The 16,781-nt window shown below is 51.5% G+C and carries 8 protein-coding genes and 2 pseudogenes; 9 read left to right on the top strand and 1 reads right to left on the bottom strand.

What is annotated here, in order from left to right; all coding sequences use genetic code 11:
• Nucleotides 1-73 precede the first annotated feature (73 nt).
• The 9 genes and pseudogenes from DHf2319_RS00120 to DHf2319_RS00070 all read left to right on the top strand — a co-directional run bounded on the left by DHf2319_RS00120 (nucleotide 74) and on the right by DHf2319_RS00070 (nucleotide 15,659).
• Nucleotides 74-2,590, top strand: coding sequence for a tail fiber protein (locus tag DHf2319_RS00120; RefSeq protein ID WP_243478795.1), 2,517 nt, complete (start codon nucleotides 74-76; stop codon nucleotides 2,588-2,590).
• A gap of 206 nt (nucleotides 2,591-2,796) precedes the next feature.
• Entirely contained in the window at nucleotides 2,797-5,334 is a 2,538-nt protein-coding gene (locus DHf2319_RS00115; protein ID WP_243478794.1) for a tail fiber protein, read from the top strand.
• 70 nt (nucleotides 5,335-5,404) lie between these two features.
• Complete coding sequence (locus DHf2319_RS00105; RefSeq protein ID WP_369810201.1) at nucleotides 5,405-7,927, top strand: tail fiber protein; 2,523 nt, start codon at nucleotides 5,405-5,407, stop codon at nucleotides 7,925-7,927.
• A gap of 133 nt (nucleotides 7,928-8,060) precedes the next feature.
• Nucleotides 8,061-10,625, top strand: coding sequence for a tail fiber protein (locus DHf2319_RS00100; protein ID WP_243478793.1), 2,565 nt, complete (start codon nucleotides 8,061-8,063; stop codon nucleotides 10,623-10,625).
• Between the two features lie 8 nt (nucleotides 10,626-10,633).
• Entirely contained in the window at nucleotides 10,634-11,926 is a 1,293-nt protein-coding gene (locus DHf2319_RS13085; RefSeq protein ID WP_305802163.1) for a DUF4214 domain-containing protein, read from the top strand.
• 337 nt (nucleotides 11,927-12,263) lie between these two features.
• The gene (locus tag DHf2319_RS13080) at nucleotides 12,264-13,367 is read left to right on the top strand and encodes a DUF4214 domain-containing protein (RefSeq protein WP_305802162.1); all 1,104 of its coding nucleotides are present in this window, start codon (nucleotides 12,264-12,266) and stop codon (nucleotides 13,365-13,367) included.
• A gap of 335 nt (nucleotides 13,368-13,702) precedes the next feature.
• Nucleotides 13,703-14,746 (top strand): DUF4214 domain-containing protein, encoded by a 1,044-nt coding sequence (locus DHf2319_RS00075; RefSeq protein ID WP_243478792.1) that lies wholly within the window; start codon nucleotides 13,703-13,705, stop codon nucleotides 14,744-14,746.
• A 316-nt stretch (nucleotides 14,747-15,062) separates the two neighbouring features.
• A pseudogene (locus tag DHf2319_RS13025) lies at nucleotides 15,063-15,215 on the top strand (DUF4214 domain-containing protein); the annotation flags it as partial.
• Complete coding sequence (locus DHf2319_RS00070; RefSeq protein WP_256462180.1) at nucleotides 15,189-15,659, top strand: DUF4214 domain-containing protein; 471 nt, start codon at nucleotides 15,189-15,191, stop codon at nucleotides 15,657-15,659. The pseudogene DHf2319_RS13025 and the gene DHf2319_RS00070, both read left to right, overlap by 27 nt.
• Before the next feature lie 58 nt (nucleotides 15,660-15,717).
• Here DHf2319_RS00070 and DHf2319_RS00065 read toward each other — a convergent pair.
• Nucleotides 15,718-16,765: pseudogene (locus tag DHf2319_RS00065) on the bottom strand (IS481 family transposase).
• Between the last annotated feature and the right edge of the window lie 16 nt (nucleotides 16,766-16,781).

Below are 16,781 nucleotides of genomic sequence, written 5' to 3'. Positions count from 1 at the left end.
TTAATCAAGGCATTGACTGATGGCGAACTGCCACGAGCGTAAACCACAGTAAAAAGTAAAGAGGAGATGAGCCGTGACAACGCCCGTTAACATTGGTCAGCCTGCAATGGCTATGCCGTACTACGTTATTGGCTTGGGTGCTTATCCTGGTTTTGAGGGTAGTGGCGCCTTTGGAATTGGTTCTAGCCAAGGGTTCGTTGTGACGACGGCCTTTGATGTTCGCTTATCGTATGCACCTAATTTGTATGACGCAAACGGACAGGTAATCAGCGTTGCGAGTAATCGGACTCTCTATTCATTATTGGGTAATACCTACGGCGCAGAGGCTCGAGAGTCTTTCAGTCTGCCGGATCTGCAAGGTGCTGCCCCGGTCTATCTAAGCACTAGTGGTGGGCAAACGCGTTTGGGGATTACGCAAGGTACCCCAGAAAACTCGGTTCTGCTCTCACAAGAGCAATTGCCAACGACCTTGGGCGGAACCATGGCGCCCATTAACAACAGCCAATACGGTCTCGGTTTGCAATACATGATCCAGGTGGAAGGTATTTTTCCGGTTGGCTCTGAACCCATGTACAACACCATCGGCATGGTGTACCCCTTCGCGGCTGTTGTTGAGCGAGGTGTGCCTGATGGTTTTTTACCTGCAGACGGTCGTCTATTGGATATAGCAAGCTATCCGGCGCTTTATGCAGCACTCGGCACTGCTTATGGAGGCAATGGCATCTCCACCTTTGCGTTGCCTGATTTGCGTAATAGAGTGCCGATAGGCACAGGTAGAACAGAGACAGGTCAGTACATCGCAGTTGGTCAAGAGCTTGGTGTGGCGCCGTTAAGCCTGCTGCAGCCTGATATCGCCGGTGACTCTGCGGTTTCGGTCATGCAGCCGTCCTTGGGTATGAACTATGTGATTATCCTCGAAGGCCCATATGGCACATTCAATGAAGGTAAACCAATGATGGCTCAAGTGCTCCTGTACGCAGGGGCACACATACCGGATGAGTGGACCTTTGCGAAAGGTCAGATGATAGAGATTACCGACGACACGTCATCGCTATATTCTCTACTTGGCACCCGTTTTGGTGGCGACGGCGTCACCACATTTGCGCTCCCCGACTTGCAGGGTCGTACGATTGTGGGCACCGGTGGCGTGAACAACCTGCAGATTGGTGACACACAGGGCAGCTTTAGTGAGTACATTACGGCTGCAAACCTGCCCGAGATTGTGACACCGGTACCAGGAGTGCAGGTGTTAGACGAGAACGGTCAAGTCGCCGGTGACAAGATCACGGGCAAGTTTGAGTTGGATGTCTCAGGTGTATGGCCGCAGGCTCGGGTGGAATATTCCACAGATGGCACCACGTGGTCTGAGACGTTTACGGCCCAGGAAGGCACTAACACTTTATATTTACGCCAGGTCAATGTACTGGGTCAGGCCTCAGCCGCTACTCGGGCCATCACCTTTGTATTGGACACGACAGCCCCTGAGGCACCTGAGGTGGTAATTGATGGAGTAGCGGTGGCAGCACCCGCATTTAAAGCCGCTGTACCAGCAGATAGCAACGATACGATTCCTCGCACCAGCACGGGCAAGCTCTCGTTTGGCAAGGTCGAAGACGGTGCCATACTGGAGTTCTCAATTGATGGTGGTCAGACGTGGAGCGATACGTTTGAAGCTCAACCTGGACTGAATCAGGTGCAGGTCAGACAAGTGGATATGGCTGGCAATGTGTCACCTGCCTCAGAGCTGATTCAGTTCTACTGGGATGGGTCAGATACCGAAGCGGCTGTGACGTCAACGACCACCCACAGCACCGGGGGTAACGTCATCACGGTTGAGCAACACGGGGCACTGGCTACAGGCCTAGGGACGGATTCGATTGATCTTCTCATCCACGGTCACCAGCAAGACGTGACGCTACCCGATGACATTGAACACATCCGTCTAACCGAGAACGGACTAAACAATACCGTCAGCGGTAACGCCCAAGACAACGTGTTTGAAGTCATCGTCGGTAACTGGGTGATTGAAGGCAGTGGGGGTCAGGATACGGTCAAGCTATCGAACGCTCTCGCAGACTACGTGATCACTCAAGAGTCCCATAACGGTCAACTTAACGGGCAACTCCAAGCCACGCTCTACGGCCCCGAGGGTCGGATCATTGTCAGAGACGTTGAGACGATCGAGTTCAGTGATGTCACCCTCCTCAAAACTGACGGCACAGACATCACCGAAATCGATCATTTGTATGAAGAGGTGTTGGGTCGTAGCCCTGATGCTGAAGGATTAACGTACTGGGTTGAGCAGATGAACCAAGGAGCGACATTACAAGACGTCGCCCAAGCGCTAGCCGAATCTACAGAGTTCAAACAACTGTACGGCACACCGTCAGAGGAACAACTCGTAGAAGAACTCTACGAAGCGATTCTCGATCGATCTCCTGACGCGCAAGGACTTGCTTACTGGACCGAAGCGTTGGTGGTGCATGGGGCCACAGAGGGTGAGTTGATTGTCAGCCTGCTCACTTCCGCAGAGTCGCAGAGTGCGTCAATGCACCAGGCTGGTGCGATTGGTTTGTTCGTGCTGGGATAGGCTATTAGTCATGTGAGTAATTGACGTGATGTCCGTGTAAAAAACATGCCCAGTTTCGATGGAAACTGGGCATTTGCTTACATCGCGTGCTTTACATCAATCACAATTTATTGAACCAAGTGGTCACAGATTGATCGTATAGTTAAAGCGCAGTGATCTGTGGCGAGTTGTCACAAAAAGCAATCGAACTAAAAAGGAGATGAGCCGTGGCAACGCCAGTCAATCTTGCACAACCTTCTATTGCGCTGCCGCAGTCAATTATTGCCAGCGGGCTTTATCCGAGCTTCGGTGGCGGATCTCCGGATCCAGGCGGAAGCATCGGTTTTATGGTGACAACTGCGTTTGATATCAATTCGACGCGAGAGCCACAACTGTTGCCAGCCGATGGAAGCTTGATGAGCATCGTGTCCAACGTCGATTTGTTCTCGCTACTCGGGAGCACATACGGCGGTAACGGGATGATCAATTTCTCTTTGCCGAATCTAGAAGGTGCAGCAGCACTGTATTTGAGTGCGAGCGGTGGCGGGGCTCAGTGGGGGCAGACCCAGGGGGGGTCGAACACTGAGGTTGAGCTTGGTTTGCACCAATTACCCACTACGCTCGGTGGTTGGTCTTCACCGATAGATCTGAAACAGTTTGGTTTGGGTATGCAGTATGTGATTCAAGCTGAGGGCATGTTTCCGGCGGGTTCTTCGCCTTCGCTTAATACCATCGGCATGGTTTACCCGTTTGCCTCACCTTCTCGTGGTGGTCTGCCCAATGGCTTTTTACCGGCTGATGGCAGTTTGCTACAGATCTCGGATTTCCCTTCACTTCACGCCGTGCTTGGGACCACCTACGGCGGGGATGGGTTTTCTACATTTGCATTGCCCGATTTGCGCAACCGAGTGCCCGTCGGAGTCTCTTCTTCTGGCACGGATGTCCGGCTTGGTGAGAAACTCGGTGTAACCAGCACAAATTTATTGGCGCCCAATGACCCGGATGGCTGGACTATCCCAGTTATGCAGCCCTCTTTGGGCATGCATTACGTAATCAGCACCGAGGGTTCGACCACAGGACTACCGGAAAACGGCGCCACACCCCTCCTAGGCCAAGTCATGTTGTATGCGGGCTCTTATCTCCCGAGCGGCTGGTCCCTGGCACAAGGTCAGTTGTTATCTATCAGTGGCAATAAGGATTTATATTCGTTGCTCGGCAACACGTTCGGCGGAGATGGCGCCACGACTTTCGGCCTGCCAGATTTGCGCGGCCGCACCGTCGTAGGTACCGGGGGGTCAGACAATCTGCAACTCGGTGAAACGCAGGGCAGCGCAGAACAGTACGTGTCGTTGAACAATTTCCCTGAAATCACGGTTCCTGTACCTGGCGTTCAGTTGTTAAACGCCAATGGATCCGCAATAGGCAATAAGATCACCGGCCAGTTTGAGCTTGACATCTCGGGAGTCTGGCCGCAAGCGCGGGTGGAGTACTCGACCAATGGCACATCGTGGTCTGGGACTTACGAGGCACAAGAAGGCAACAACTCATTGTATGTACGGCAAGTGGCGCTATTCAATTTGCCGTCTGAAGCCAGTAGCCCGATCAACTTTGTGCTGGACACAACATCTCCAGAAGTACCCGAGATCAATCTAACCAACTTGACCATCGGCAATATTGTTGAGCTCGCCCCGATGTTTAAGGCAGCTGTTCCCAGCGCTTTCAGCGTTCCCGCTACACCCTCTGATGATGCAACGATTCCCCGCACTGCCACCGGCAAGCTCTCGTTTGGCAAGGTCGAAGACGGTGCCATACTGGAGTTCTCAATTGATGGTGGTCAGACGTGGAGCGATACGTTTGAAGCTCAACCTGGACTGAATCAGGTGCAGGTCAGACAAGTGGATATGGCTGGCAATGTGTCACCTGCCTCAGACATGATTCAGTTCTACTGGGACGGGTCAGATACCGACGCGGCTGTGACGTCCACAACAATGCATAGCACCGGTGGCAATCTCATCACGGTTGAGCAACACGGAGCACTGGCCACAGGACTAGGTACTGCCAATATTGATCTTCTCATCCACGGTCACCAACAAGACGTGGCACTACCCGATGATATTGAACATATCCGTCTAACCGAGAACGGACTGAACAATACGGTCACCGGTAACGCCCAAGACAATGTGTTTGAAGTCATCGTGGGTAACTGGGTGATTCAAGGCAATGGGGGTCAAGACACGGTCACGCTATCGAATGCCATGGCAGACTATGTGATCACCCAAGAGTCCTTTGAGGGGCAGCTACAAGCCACGCTCTATGGTCCAGAGGGCAGGATCATTGTCAGAGACATTGAGACGATCGAGTTCAGTGATGCCACGCTCCTCAAAACAGACGGCACAGACATTGCGCAGATTGATCATCTGTATGAGGAAGTACTGGGACGCATGCCAGATCTGGAAGGCTTGACCTACTGGGTGAACCAGATGAACCAAGGAGCGACATTACAAGACGTCGCGCAAGCGCTAGCCGAATCGACAGAGTTCAAACAACTGTACGGCACACCGTCAGAGGAACAACTCGTAGAAGAACTCTATGAAGCCATCTTAAATAGATCCCCTGACGCGCAAGGGCTTGCCTACTGGACTGAAGCACTGGTGGTGCATGAGGCAACCGAGGGCGAGTTGATTGTCAGCCTGCTGATGTCAGCAGAATCGCAAGGCATGTCAACGACACAGGTCGGCACTGGTGGGTTGTTTGTGTTGGGTTGATGAATGATTGGTCAGAGCGAGCCTGACCGAGTGCGCAGAATAAATAGTAAGATATAACGGGAGAGATCCAGTGTCAGAGCCAATTTCGATTGCAATGCCCAGTGTGGCAATGCCACAGGTGATCGTGACCGGTGGCATGTTTCCGAACTTCCAGGGTGGACCGGATGGTTATGGTACAGCGGCATCGCTTGGCTTCATACTGAATCTCGCGTTTGAACCAACGCGGATTCAAACAGTCGCGCCCGCTCAAGGTCAGTTTTTGAATGCGGCTACCCCGTTGTATAGCCTTCTAGGCAATACGTACTGGGACGGTAACCCCAAGTTGCCAGACCTGCAAGGGTCTATGCCCTTCGTCAAAACACAGACTTTTGAAGGTCAGGCTCATCCTATCTGGGGAGCCGAACTTGGCCACCCCGGTAATCAGATAACGTTGAACCAGTGGCAAATGCCACCGGAGCTTGGTGGTAGATCCATACCGATTGACAATCAGCAAGAAGCATTGACGATGCAGTACCTGATTCAGGTCAGCGGAACATTCCCATCTGGTAACTCTCCCACCATGACGACCATAGGCATGGTGTATCCATTTGCAGGACCGGTTGAATCTGAGCGGATGCCAGCTGGGTTTTTACCAGCAGATGGCCGTTTGTTGAACATCGATGAATACAAAGCCTTGGCCGCTGTAGTGGGCACAACTTATGGTGGCGATGGTGTGAACACCTTTGCATTACCCGATTTGCGTAACCGCGTCCCAGTTGGAATGGGATTGATACCAGGCGGTGATGAGTTGCTTGCGGGTAGTGTGCTTGGGGCAGCCCAAACTGTGATCACGGACCATAACTTACCCGTTGTTGGTAGTGGGCAAGTGAATGTACAACCACCTTCACTCGGGATGCGTTACATCATCAATACCGATGGTCTATATCAGGCCTACGACACCAATTACCCGATGCTCGGTCAGGTGACACTGTATGCGGGTCAGTACCTGCCTGGAGGCTGGATGCAGGCGCAAGGCCAGGTTCTGGCAATCGCCCAGCATCAGGCTTTGTTTTCATTATTGGGCACTCATTTCGGTGGTGATGGTGAGGTGACGTTTGCCCTGCCTAACCTAAGTGGACGAGCAATCATCGGAACAGGTGGTGTGAACAACTTGCAAATCGGTGATAAACAAGGGTCCGCGGTCAGCGCATTACCGGAGGGAAGTGTCGATTTCCCGGTTATTGTGCCGGGCGTACAACTCGTTGTGCAGCCGGGCCAGATCAGTGGTAATAAGGTCACCGGCAAGTTAGAGTTGGATATTGCGGGCGTGTGGCCTCAGGCGCGGGTGGAGTATTCCACAGACGGCACGACATGGTCCGAGACGTTTGCGGCCCAGGAAGGCAGTAATACCCTGTATGTACGCCAGATCAATGTACTGGGTCAGGCCTCAGCCGCTACCCGGGCCATCACCTTTGTATTGGACACGACAGCCCCTGAGGCACCTGAGGTGGTGGTTGATGGGGTGGCGGTTGCAGCTCCATTGGCAGCACCCGCATTTAAAGCCGCTGTACCAGCAGATAGCAACGATACGATTCCTCGCACCAGCACGGGCAAGCTCTCGTTTGGCAAGGTCGAAGACGGTGCCATACTGGAGTTCTCAATTGATGGTGGTCAGACGTGGAGCGATACGTTTGAAGCTCAACCTGGACTGAATCAGGTGCAGGTCAGACAAGTGGATATGGCTGGCAATGTGTCACCTGCCTCAGAGCTGATTCAGTTCTACTGGGATGGGTCAGATACCGAAGCGGCTGTGACGTCAACGACCACCCACAGCACCGGTGGCAATCTCATCACGGTTGAGCAACACGGTGCACTGGCTACAGGACTAGGTACTGCCAATATTGATCTTCTCATCCACGGTCACCAACAAGATGTGGCACTACCCGATGACATTGAACACATCCGCTTAACTGAGAATGGACTGAACAACACGGTCACCGGTAACGCCCAAGACAACGTGTTTGAAGTCATCGTCGGTAACTGGGTGATTGAAGGCAGTGGGGGTCAGGATACGGTCAAGCTATCGAACGCTCTCGCAGACTACGTGATCACTCAAGAGTCCCATAACGGTCAACTTAACGGGCAACTCCAAGCCACGCTCTACGGCCCCGAGGGTCGGATCATTGTCAGAGACGTTGAGACGATCGAGTTCAGTGATGTCACCCTCATCAAAACCACTGGCACAGACATCACCGAAATCGATCATCTGTACGAAGAAGTCTTGGGACGCAGCCCTGATGCTGAAGGATTAACGTACTGGGTTGAGCAGATGAACCAAGGAGCGACATTACAAGACGTCGCTCAAGCGCTAGCCGAGTCTACAGAGTTCAAGCAGCTGTACGGCACACCGTCAGAAGAACAACTGGTCGAGGAACTCTACGAAGCCATATTAAACAGAGCCCCTGACACTGAAGGGCTTGCCTACTGGACCGAAGCGCTGGTGGTGCATGAGGCAACCGAGGGTGAGCTCATCATCAGCCTACTCACCTCGGCAGAGTCGCAGAGTGCGTCGACGAACCAAGTCAGCGGTAATGGGTTGTTTGTGCCGGGATAAGTTACTTGTATTGGTCACAATTTTTTGTTGCTAAAACCGCTAAAAATCCTTAAAACATGGTACTGCTCGTACCTATCGGTATGTTTGAGGGCAATCCTCTAATGTCTTACCACCCTTTGTCAGGAGAGCTTCGGTGACGACCCCGGTTAATTTAGGCCAACCAGCTCTGGCACTTCCACAGTCGTTTGTGTTTCAAGGGCCGTTCCCGAGTTTTTATGGCGGGGGAGGGAATGATGCAAGCTTTCTGGGTTTCATTTATCAGACAGCGTTTGATCCCTCGCGTGTCAAAACACTTTTACAAGCCAATGGTCAGACGATAGACATCAATAGCAATCAAGCGGTGTATGCGCTGTTAGGTAATACCTACGGCGGCAGTCAGTCGACTACCTACCGATTGCCTGATTTACAAGGGGCAGCCCCTCTGTATCTGAAACAAGGCACGGGCCCCACTCTCTGGGGAACCACGCAGGGTACTCCAGACAATACTGAATTTATTTCCCCTGGACAGTTGCCATCGGCGTTGGGTGGTCTCTCAGACCCTATTGCTAATCAGCAGTACGGGCTTGGCATGCAATATGTCATTCAGACCACGGGCCTTTATCCAGCAAATGGCGGGCTACCAAGCTTGAGCACGATCGGGATGGTGTACCCCTACGCAGCACCCACTCAAGGTGGAGTACCTGATGGTTTTTTACCGGCCGACGGTCGACTATTGAGTGTCAGAGACAACCCAGTGCTCTATTCAATTTTAGGCAGAGCATATGGTGGTGATGGCGTTAATACGTTTGCTTTGCCAGACTTGCGCAATCATGTGCCGGTCGGAACAGGATTGGCGTCCAATGGTCAGCAGATTTATACCGGTCAAAAACTAGGTGCTTCATCGCTGAGCCTTAACAACGTTGACATTGCTGAGCCACAAGGTCAGTTAGTCAATACGATGCAACCTTCTCTGGGAATGAACTACATCATTAATACAAGGGGTGGTTATTGGTATTACGACGATTACACCCCAATGCTCGGTCAAGTGATGTTGTTTGCCGGGCAGCGAATCCCAGATGGTTGGGTACTTGCGCAAGGCCAACTGCTTTCTATCGCGAATAACGACGCTTTGTATTCCTTGCTTGGAACGGCATTTGGTGGCGACGGCGTCACCACATTTGCTTTGCCGGACTTGCGGGGCCGTACGGTGATTGGCACTGGTGGCGAGAACAACCTGCAGATGGGCGATGTACAGGGTAGTTTCAGTGAGTTCATCACGGCGGCGAACCTGCCCGAGATTGTCACACCGGTGCCAGGGGTGCAGGTGTTAGACGAGAACGGTCAAGTCGCCGGTGACAAGATCACGGGCAAGTTTGAGTTGGATGTCTCTGGCGTGTGGCCTCAGGCAAGGGTGGAATATTCCTCTGATGGCACCACGTGGTCCGAGACGTTTACGGCCCAGGAAGGCAGTAATACCCTATATGTTCGCCAGGTCAATGTACTGGGTCAGGCCTCAGCCGCTACTCGGGCCATCACCTTTGTATTGGACACGACAGCGCCTGAGGCACCTGAGGTGGTGGTTGATGGGGTGGCGGTTGCAGCTCCATTGGCTGCACCCGCATTTAAAGCCGCTGTACCAGCAGATAGCAACGATACGATTCCTCGTACGAGCACGGGCAAGCTCTCGTTTGGCAAGGTGGAAGACGGAGCCACACTTGAGTTCTCGATTGATGGTGGTCAGACGTGGAGCGATACGTTTGAAGCCCAGTCAGGACTGAATCAAGTGCAGGTCAGACAAGTGGATGCAGCAGGCAACGTGTCACTTGCGTCAGAGCTCATTCAGTTCTACTGGGATGGGTCAGATACCGAAGCGGCTGTGACGTCAACGACCACCCACAGCACCGGGGGTAACGTCATCACGGTTGAGCAACACGGTGCACTGGCTACAGGACTAGGTACTGCCAATATTGATCTTCTCATCCACGGTCACCAACAAGACGTGGCACTACCCGATGATATTGAACATATCCGTCTAACCGAGAACGGACTGAACAATACGGTCACCGGTAACGCCCAAGACAATGTGTTTGAAGTCATCGTGGGTAACTGGGTGATTCAAGGCAATGGGGGTCAAGACACGGTCAAGCTATCGAATGCCATGGCAGACTATGTGATCACCCAAGAGTCCTTTGAGGGGCAGCTACAAGCCACGCTCTATGGCCCCGAGGGCCGGATCATTGTCAGAGGGGTGGAGAGAATTACTTTCTCCGATGCCGAGCTAATCAAAGCCGATGATCAGATGGCAAGCGGTGTGGCGTATCAGGAGTTAGATCATTTGTATGAAGAGGTGTTGGGTCGTAGCCCTGATGTTGAAGGCTTAACGTACTGGGTTGAACAGATGAGCCAAGGTGCGACATTACAAGACGTCGCACAAGCGCTAGCCGAATCGACAGAGTTCAAACAACTGTATGGCACACCATCAGAAGAACAACTGGTCGAAGAGCTCTACGAAGCGATCCTCGACCGAGCCCCTGATACCGAGGGACTTAGCCACTGGGTCGAAGCGTTGGTGGTGCATGAAGCAACCGAGGGCGAGCTCATCATCAGCCTACTCACCTCGGCAGAGTCACAGAGCTCATCGACTGGTCAGGTAGGAATGGATGATCTATTTGTGATGAGTCGGTTTTCGTCATACTCGATTGGCGATCTTTACTCATAGAGGACGTTTTGGATTACTACGTCAACAATGCACAAGAGCTCGCAGACGCACTCTTTCAGCAAGCAGAGAACGCTGAAAGTGACACGATCTACATCACGACTGATATCGACCTAACTGGAGCTGTTTGGTCTAGATCGACTCATTACTTTGAGTTTGGTGTCCGGTCGGGCGATTCCCTCACCATCAACGGTCTGGGCCATTCAATCATGGGTGATGGCAATGGCTTGATGCTGATTGATGGGCGCGGGCTCTTGGGCATGCCGCTTTTTGATGGGAGTGTCTTTATAGGTAATCTCACGTTTTACGGTGGTGAATTGATTGGTGTCCATGGTGAGAATGGAGGCCAAGGCAGTACAGGCAGTCACCACGTGTTCAGTGGCGGTGGCAGTGGTGGTAATGGCGAGAATGGTGGTGTGGGTGGTAGTGCCCTGGGAGCAGGGCTAGCGATCACAGCCGGTGCCAATGTTTCTCTCTATAACGTTGAATTCATTGGCAACATTGCTCGAGGTGGTGGCGGTGGAAATGGTGGTGCAGGTGGCATTGGTGGTTACAGCACAATGTGGCACGGTGGTCATGGCGGTGACGGTGGCAACGGTGGGGAAGGTGGTGCGGGCGTTGGGGCACTTTTTAATGCCGGCATATTAAGGCTAGACAAGGTCACCTATGAATCGAACGCCGGTACCGGTGGTGCCGGAGGGCAAGCAGGTCAAGGCGGCCCGGGTGGAGATAGCGGCATCTATCACCATGGACCAGATGGTGATTCGGGCGCAAATGGTGCGCTTGGTTTGTCTGAAGACAATTTGTATTCCGTCGGGCAGGTCTATCAAGATGATGATCTGGCCAGTGTGAATGATTTGTTTGCTCTCTATCAAGCACTATTGGGCCGCACACCAGATGCACAAGGGCTGGCCTATTGGAAGGGCATACTCGATAGCCAAGTGTCACTGGCGGTCATTGCGCAGGATTTTATTGATTCATACGAATACGAACTCAAGACCGATGCCACGGAATCGGATATTGATTACTTGCGCAAACTCTATGTGAATGTGCTTGAACGAGAGCCTGAACAAGCAGCACAAAACTACTGGGCTGAGTCCTACGAAGCCGGCTTGCTCACGCGCGCTGAAATTGCGGCCATCATTGCCCAGTCAGAAGAGGCACATCAAAAGGTCAGTGGAGAAATCGCACGCAATGATGTGAATTATGCTGGTAGTGGTGGTGATATGGCGGTCGCGGCATTCATGGTCACCCCAGCCGATATTGCTCTCCTGGGCGACTCGCAGAGTTGGCTGGCGGCTTAAGCCCTGGCAAGTCCTTACCCTTAAGCCGCATCCCTATTTGATGTGAGGCAAGGATATCCTTAACTAGCCTTTCTTGGCGATCATTGGCCATCACATCCAAGCTCGTGAGAGATTGTGAGAGAAAACTCTCGTTGTCTCTCGGACAATACAAAAACTGGTTTCAAAAGAGGCCCTGAGTGTTGTTGCGCTCCAAGCAGTTACGGAACTGACTAACAAATGAATGGTCAGTTAATTATCCCAAGGCGTTCCACCGGTTCAGCTCAGCCGCACTATTTGCACATAGTCGGGTGATGTCTGACAAAGCCAACTAACAACAGATTTAAAAGCGAGCCAATCCATGGCAACACCGTTAGAGACCTATCAGAACCAAGTCGCTGAGCTATACATCGTATTTTTTGGGCGTGCGCCTGACGCTGAGGGTATGAGCCACTGGGTGCGCGCTTTAAGCCATGGCGCTGTCACAATGAATGACTTGGCAGATGAGTTTGCAAGAAGTTCCGAATATCGAGAGATGTACGGTGATCTATCTACAAGCACATATGGTGATGCCGATGTGAGTCAAGCTATTCGTCGTTTTTATAAGAACGCACTCGATCGGGAACCGGATGCCGAAGGAAGAGAGTTCTGGCTCAATAAACTTAAACAGGGCCACACGTTTGCCGAGATTGCCGTTGGCAAGATCGAGACAGCATTTGTTGGGGGGGATAATACGCATCCCGAAGATACTGCGATTGTGCGTAATAAAGTCGAGATTGCGAAGTATGTTGCATTGGAGTTGGGTGCCAGCGGAACTCATATAGTCGGTCGAGCGTTTGACAACGTTTCGGCAGACCCTGCCTCTGTTCGGACCACAGAAGACTGGCTTTATGCACAGGCCGATCCTCAACCAAAAATACTCGAGGGAACGTCAGGTCCTAATGTGTTGTTAGGTGGTATTGGCAATGATAGGCTAATAGGTGCTCACGGGGCCGATACTTTGAGTGGCGGCTTGGGCAACGATATATTTGTTCTCGCAGCCGGTGACAGTGGTATCACATTGCAAACAGCTGATGTCATTATGGATTTTTCTTTGGGGACTAACTTCCTTGAGATTCACGACCTCGTTTCTAGCAACGTACGTGTTGATGAATACGTATGGATAGAGCAAGACCACGGCTTAGATCGAGCTTTGCAAGAGGATGGTTTTGAGTTGTTTGCCAAAAAAGTAGCTGATAAATTTTCGACGGCTTTTCAAGAAGCTAAAGAACATCAACTAGTTGGATTTCCTTTTGTTTATGCGGTAGCGGACGCGCTTGGCTCGGGTGACACCTGGGTGGTGATTAATCGTGGAGATCGAGCCAGTTTTGATGCGGAAGATTCGTTAGTCATTCTTCAGGGTGTTCAAAATAGTTTTGAGCTGAGCAATTTTCATTTCAAACTTGAGCCTGATTTGATGCTGTGACCACAAAGAGATTACCTATCGATTTGGTGCCCCTTTTCTTAGTGTGTCGGCGCCTCGATAGGCATCCTTACTTCCCCAAAAAGTAGATCGCTTTACAGCAGATAAATAGAGTGAACGACATCTATTCCGATCAAGAGAGTCTGGGAAACATTGACTTAACCAAATGGATCAAGCAGAAACGCTTCAAGGGGTGAATCGAGTGTTTACCGAATTTGGTACGCCTCAGCATACGTGGAAGGATTAGGTCGGTGATAGTGTGTTATTTGTGATGAGTTGTTTTTGTGTAGGTGAGTTCAACCATCCGAATGGACAGTCAGAAAATGGAGAACAAGGCAATGTCGTCCGACTTGCAAACATATCAAAACCAAGTCGCTGAACTCTACATCGTATTCTTTGGTCGAGCCCCTGAGGCGGAAGGGATGAATCACTGGGTACAAGCACTCAGTAACGGAGCGACTATTCATGACCTGGCGGTCGGGTTTTCAAAGAGTGACGAATATCAGTCGCACTATGGTGACTTAAGTGCCTCCGAAGCGATCCGCCGTTTTTATCAAAACGCACTAGATCGGGCAGCTGATCCACGGGGACTTGATTACTGGCTAAACAAAATCGATCAAGGTCACACTTTTTATGAGGTTGCCGTTGGCAAGATAGAGGCAGCCTTTGCTGGTGGTGACGATGTTGATACGAATGACACCGCAATTGTGCGCAACAAGGTTGAGGTTGCAAAGTACGTGGCATTGACGCTAGCTAGCAATGATCAGCAGTTGGTGGACGGCGCTCTTGATGGGGTGACCACTGATCCGTCGCAGGTGCTTAGGGTGAAAGCGGCTCTCACAAATATGAGCATTTCCTTACCGCAACACATTGAGGGCACGGCAGGCTCTGATACGCTAATTGGTGGTAGTAGCAATGACAGGATTATTGGTCATGCGGGAGCGGACGTACTGATTGGAAATGAAGGTGCGGATACATTTAGGTTCGAGCCTGGTGATAGTGGCACAACACTCGAATCAGCCGATGTCATCATCGACTTTAACGCAGACGAAGATAGATTGACATCGGACTTGTCCTTTTGGGGGCCTGGCAGTCCCTTTGAGATTATGGAGCGATTTGTTTGGATTGAAGAGACTGGGCCAGAAAGTTTTTACGAGCTTGAGTCCCGAGTGAATGAGGTGTTTAGCAAGGGTTTTGATGATCCTCGCGCAGAAAAAATTCCTTATATCTATGTCGTCCCTAACGCGGCAGATTCCGGTGATACATGGGTCATTCTCAATCGCGAGGATCACCGCAGCTTCGGCGGTAATGATTCATTGATCATTCTGCGGGGTGTCGGTGAGGACTATGAAATAAGTCCACTGAACTTCTTTGGTTTTTAGGATGGTTGACTGCCAGGCATAGATTCAAGTGGCTAATCGAAGCAGATGCAGGTCTCTCGCCATGACACTGTGTCCTTCACTGTGGTGGCTAATCGGTTTTAGTGCCGGTTAGGGCAGGGTTGAAAGGATATTGCCAGAAATTTACAGCCGATATCCTTAGTCACTGTCGTAAAAACTCGACAAATCAATAGCAAGTAAAAGTTAAGTTAGTGAATAAGCCTCGGTTGAGAGCCTCTGAGAGCCATTTTTGGGTCTGACGAGGAGAATCGCATGATCTAACTAAGCAGTTGGTCATGGTCGGTTCTTTGCTCAACGAGGCACATCGATGTCTGCGTCATTTGTCAGCCAGCTCTATCAAAACATTCTGGGTCGAGAGCCTGATGCATCAGGATTGGCATTCTGGCGCGAGATGATTGAGTATGGCGGTATCAGTGCCGCCAAGATGACCGAGCAATTCATCTCATCGGTTGAATACAAAGTGCATGTACAGCCAATTGCACAATTGTATTTCGTGACGTTTGATCGAGCCCCCGAGGCGGATGGCTTGGACTTTTGGGTAAAGGCTCATCGTGCTGGTGTGTCATTGGACGTTATTGCAACGGAATTCAGCCAAGCTGATGAATTTGAAGCCAAGTATGGGCAGATGGATGATGAGCAATTCATCACGTCTCTTTATCAAAACGCCCTGCGACGCGAACCTGATGAGGCGGGACAGGCGTATTGGGCAGCGCAACTGTCGGGCGGGTTGTCACGAGCATCTGTCTTGGAGAGCTTTTCTGGCTCGGCAGAGATGGTTGAATTACGAGCACAGGAAGTTGACTTTGCGCTGCTGTATCTTGCGCTGACTGGTGAGCCGCCTACCATGGCTATGATTCGAGAGGCAGTTCCTATCAGAGACTGGCTTAATGTGTAGTAGTCGCGACTTGATCTGACAGATCCCCAGTTTGCGGTGCCTGTATGTCAGATCAAGTTCAGTGATTCAGTTGGTTGATTTTATCCTCCCACGCTGGTTTGCCAGCAATTAATGTTTCCATCGGTGTTCGACCACAGCACATCTTGCCTTGATGAGTTCGGTCATGGTTGTAGTAATGCAGCCACTCGTCCAGATCAGCCTGCAGCTCTTCGATGGACCGATAGATTTTTCGTCTGAAGGCGACCTGATAAAACTCCTGCAGAATCGTCTTGTGAAACCGTTCACAGATGCCATTGGTCTGAGGGTGCATGACCTTGGTCTTGGTGTGCTCGATGTCATTGAGCGCCAAGTACAGCTGGTAATCATGAGTTTCGGCCTTGCCGCAGAATTCTGTCCCACGGTCTGTCAGGATCCTCAGAACACCCATCTGCTGTTCTGCAAAGAACGGCAGCACACGGTCGTTCAATAGGTCTGCAGCGGTAATCGGTGTCTTGGTGCAGTACAGCTTCGCAGTCGCCCACTTGGAGTAGGTATCGACAAAGGTCTGCTCTTTGGTAGATACGACCCACGCCCTTGATGGTACCCACATAGAACGTATCTTGGCTGCCTAGGTAACCGGGGTGCTCAGTCTCAATCTCTCCGTGGGCGACGTCGTCTTCTTGCTTTTTCTCGAGTGCTGCGACCTGAGCTTCGGTCAAGACTTCGCCCGTGGCTGCTACATGTTTCTCTAACGAAATCAGGCGCTTCTTGAATGATTCGAGGTCATGACGTAACCAAACCGACCTCACGCCAGATGGCGAAACAAAGACACCTCGCTTACGCAGCTCGTTAGAGACACGGACTTGGCCAAAGGCGGGCTGCTCCAGGGCAAAGGCCACCACGGCAGATTCAATGCTTTGCTCAATACGATTTCGCAAGTTTGGCTTCTTGCGGTTGGCATCGAGCAAAGCTTCTACACCGCCTTCAGCAACGGCTGCTTGGTATCGGTAGAAGGTGTCTCGGGAAAAGCCCATCACCTTGCAGGCGCGAGATACGTTTCCAAGCTCGGCAGCCAAGTTCAACAGGCCGACCTTGTGTTTGATGACATTTTGGTTAACACTACTCATGGGGTTACTCCATTGC

The organism is Orrella daihaiensis (assembly GCF_022811525.1).
Lineage (GTDB): Bacteria > Pseudomonadota > Gammaproteobacteria > Burkholderiales > Burkholderiaceae_B > Algicoccus > Algicoccus daihaiensis.
Note: the sequence above shows the minus strand (reverse complement) of the source record. Positions and strands in the feature narration are given on the sequence as shown.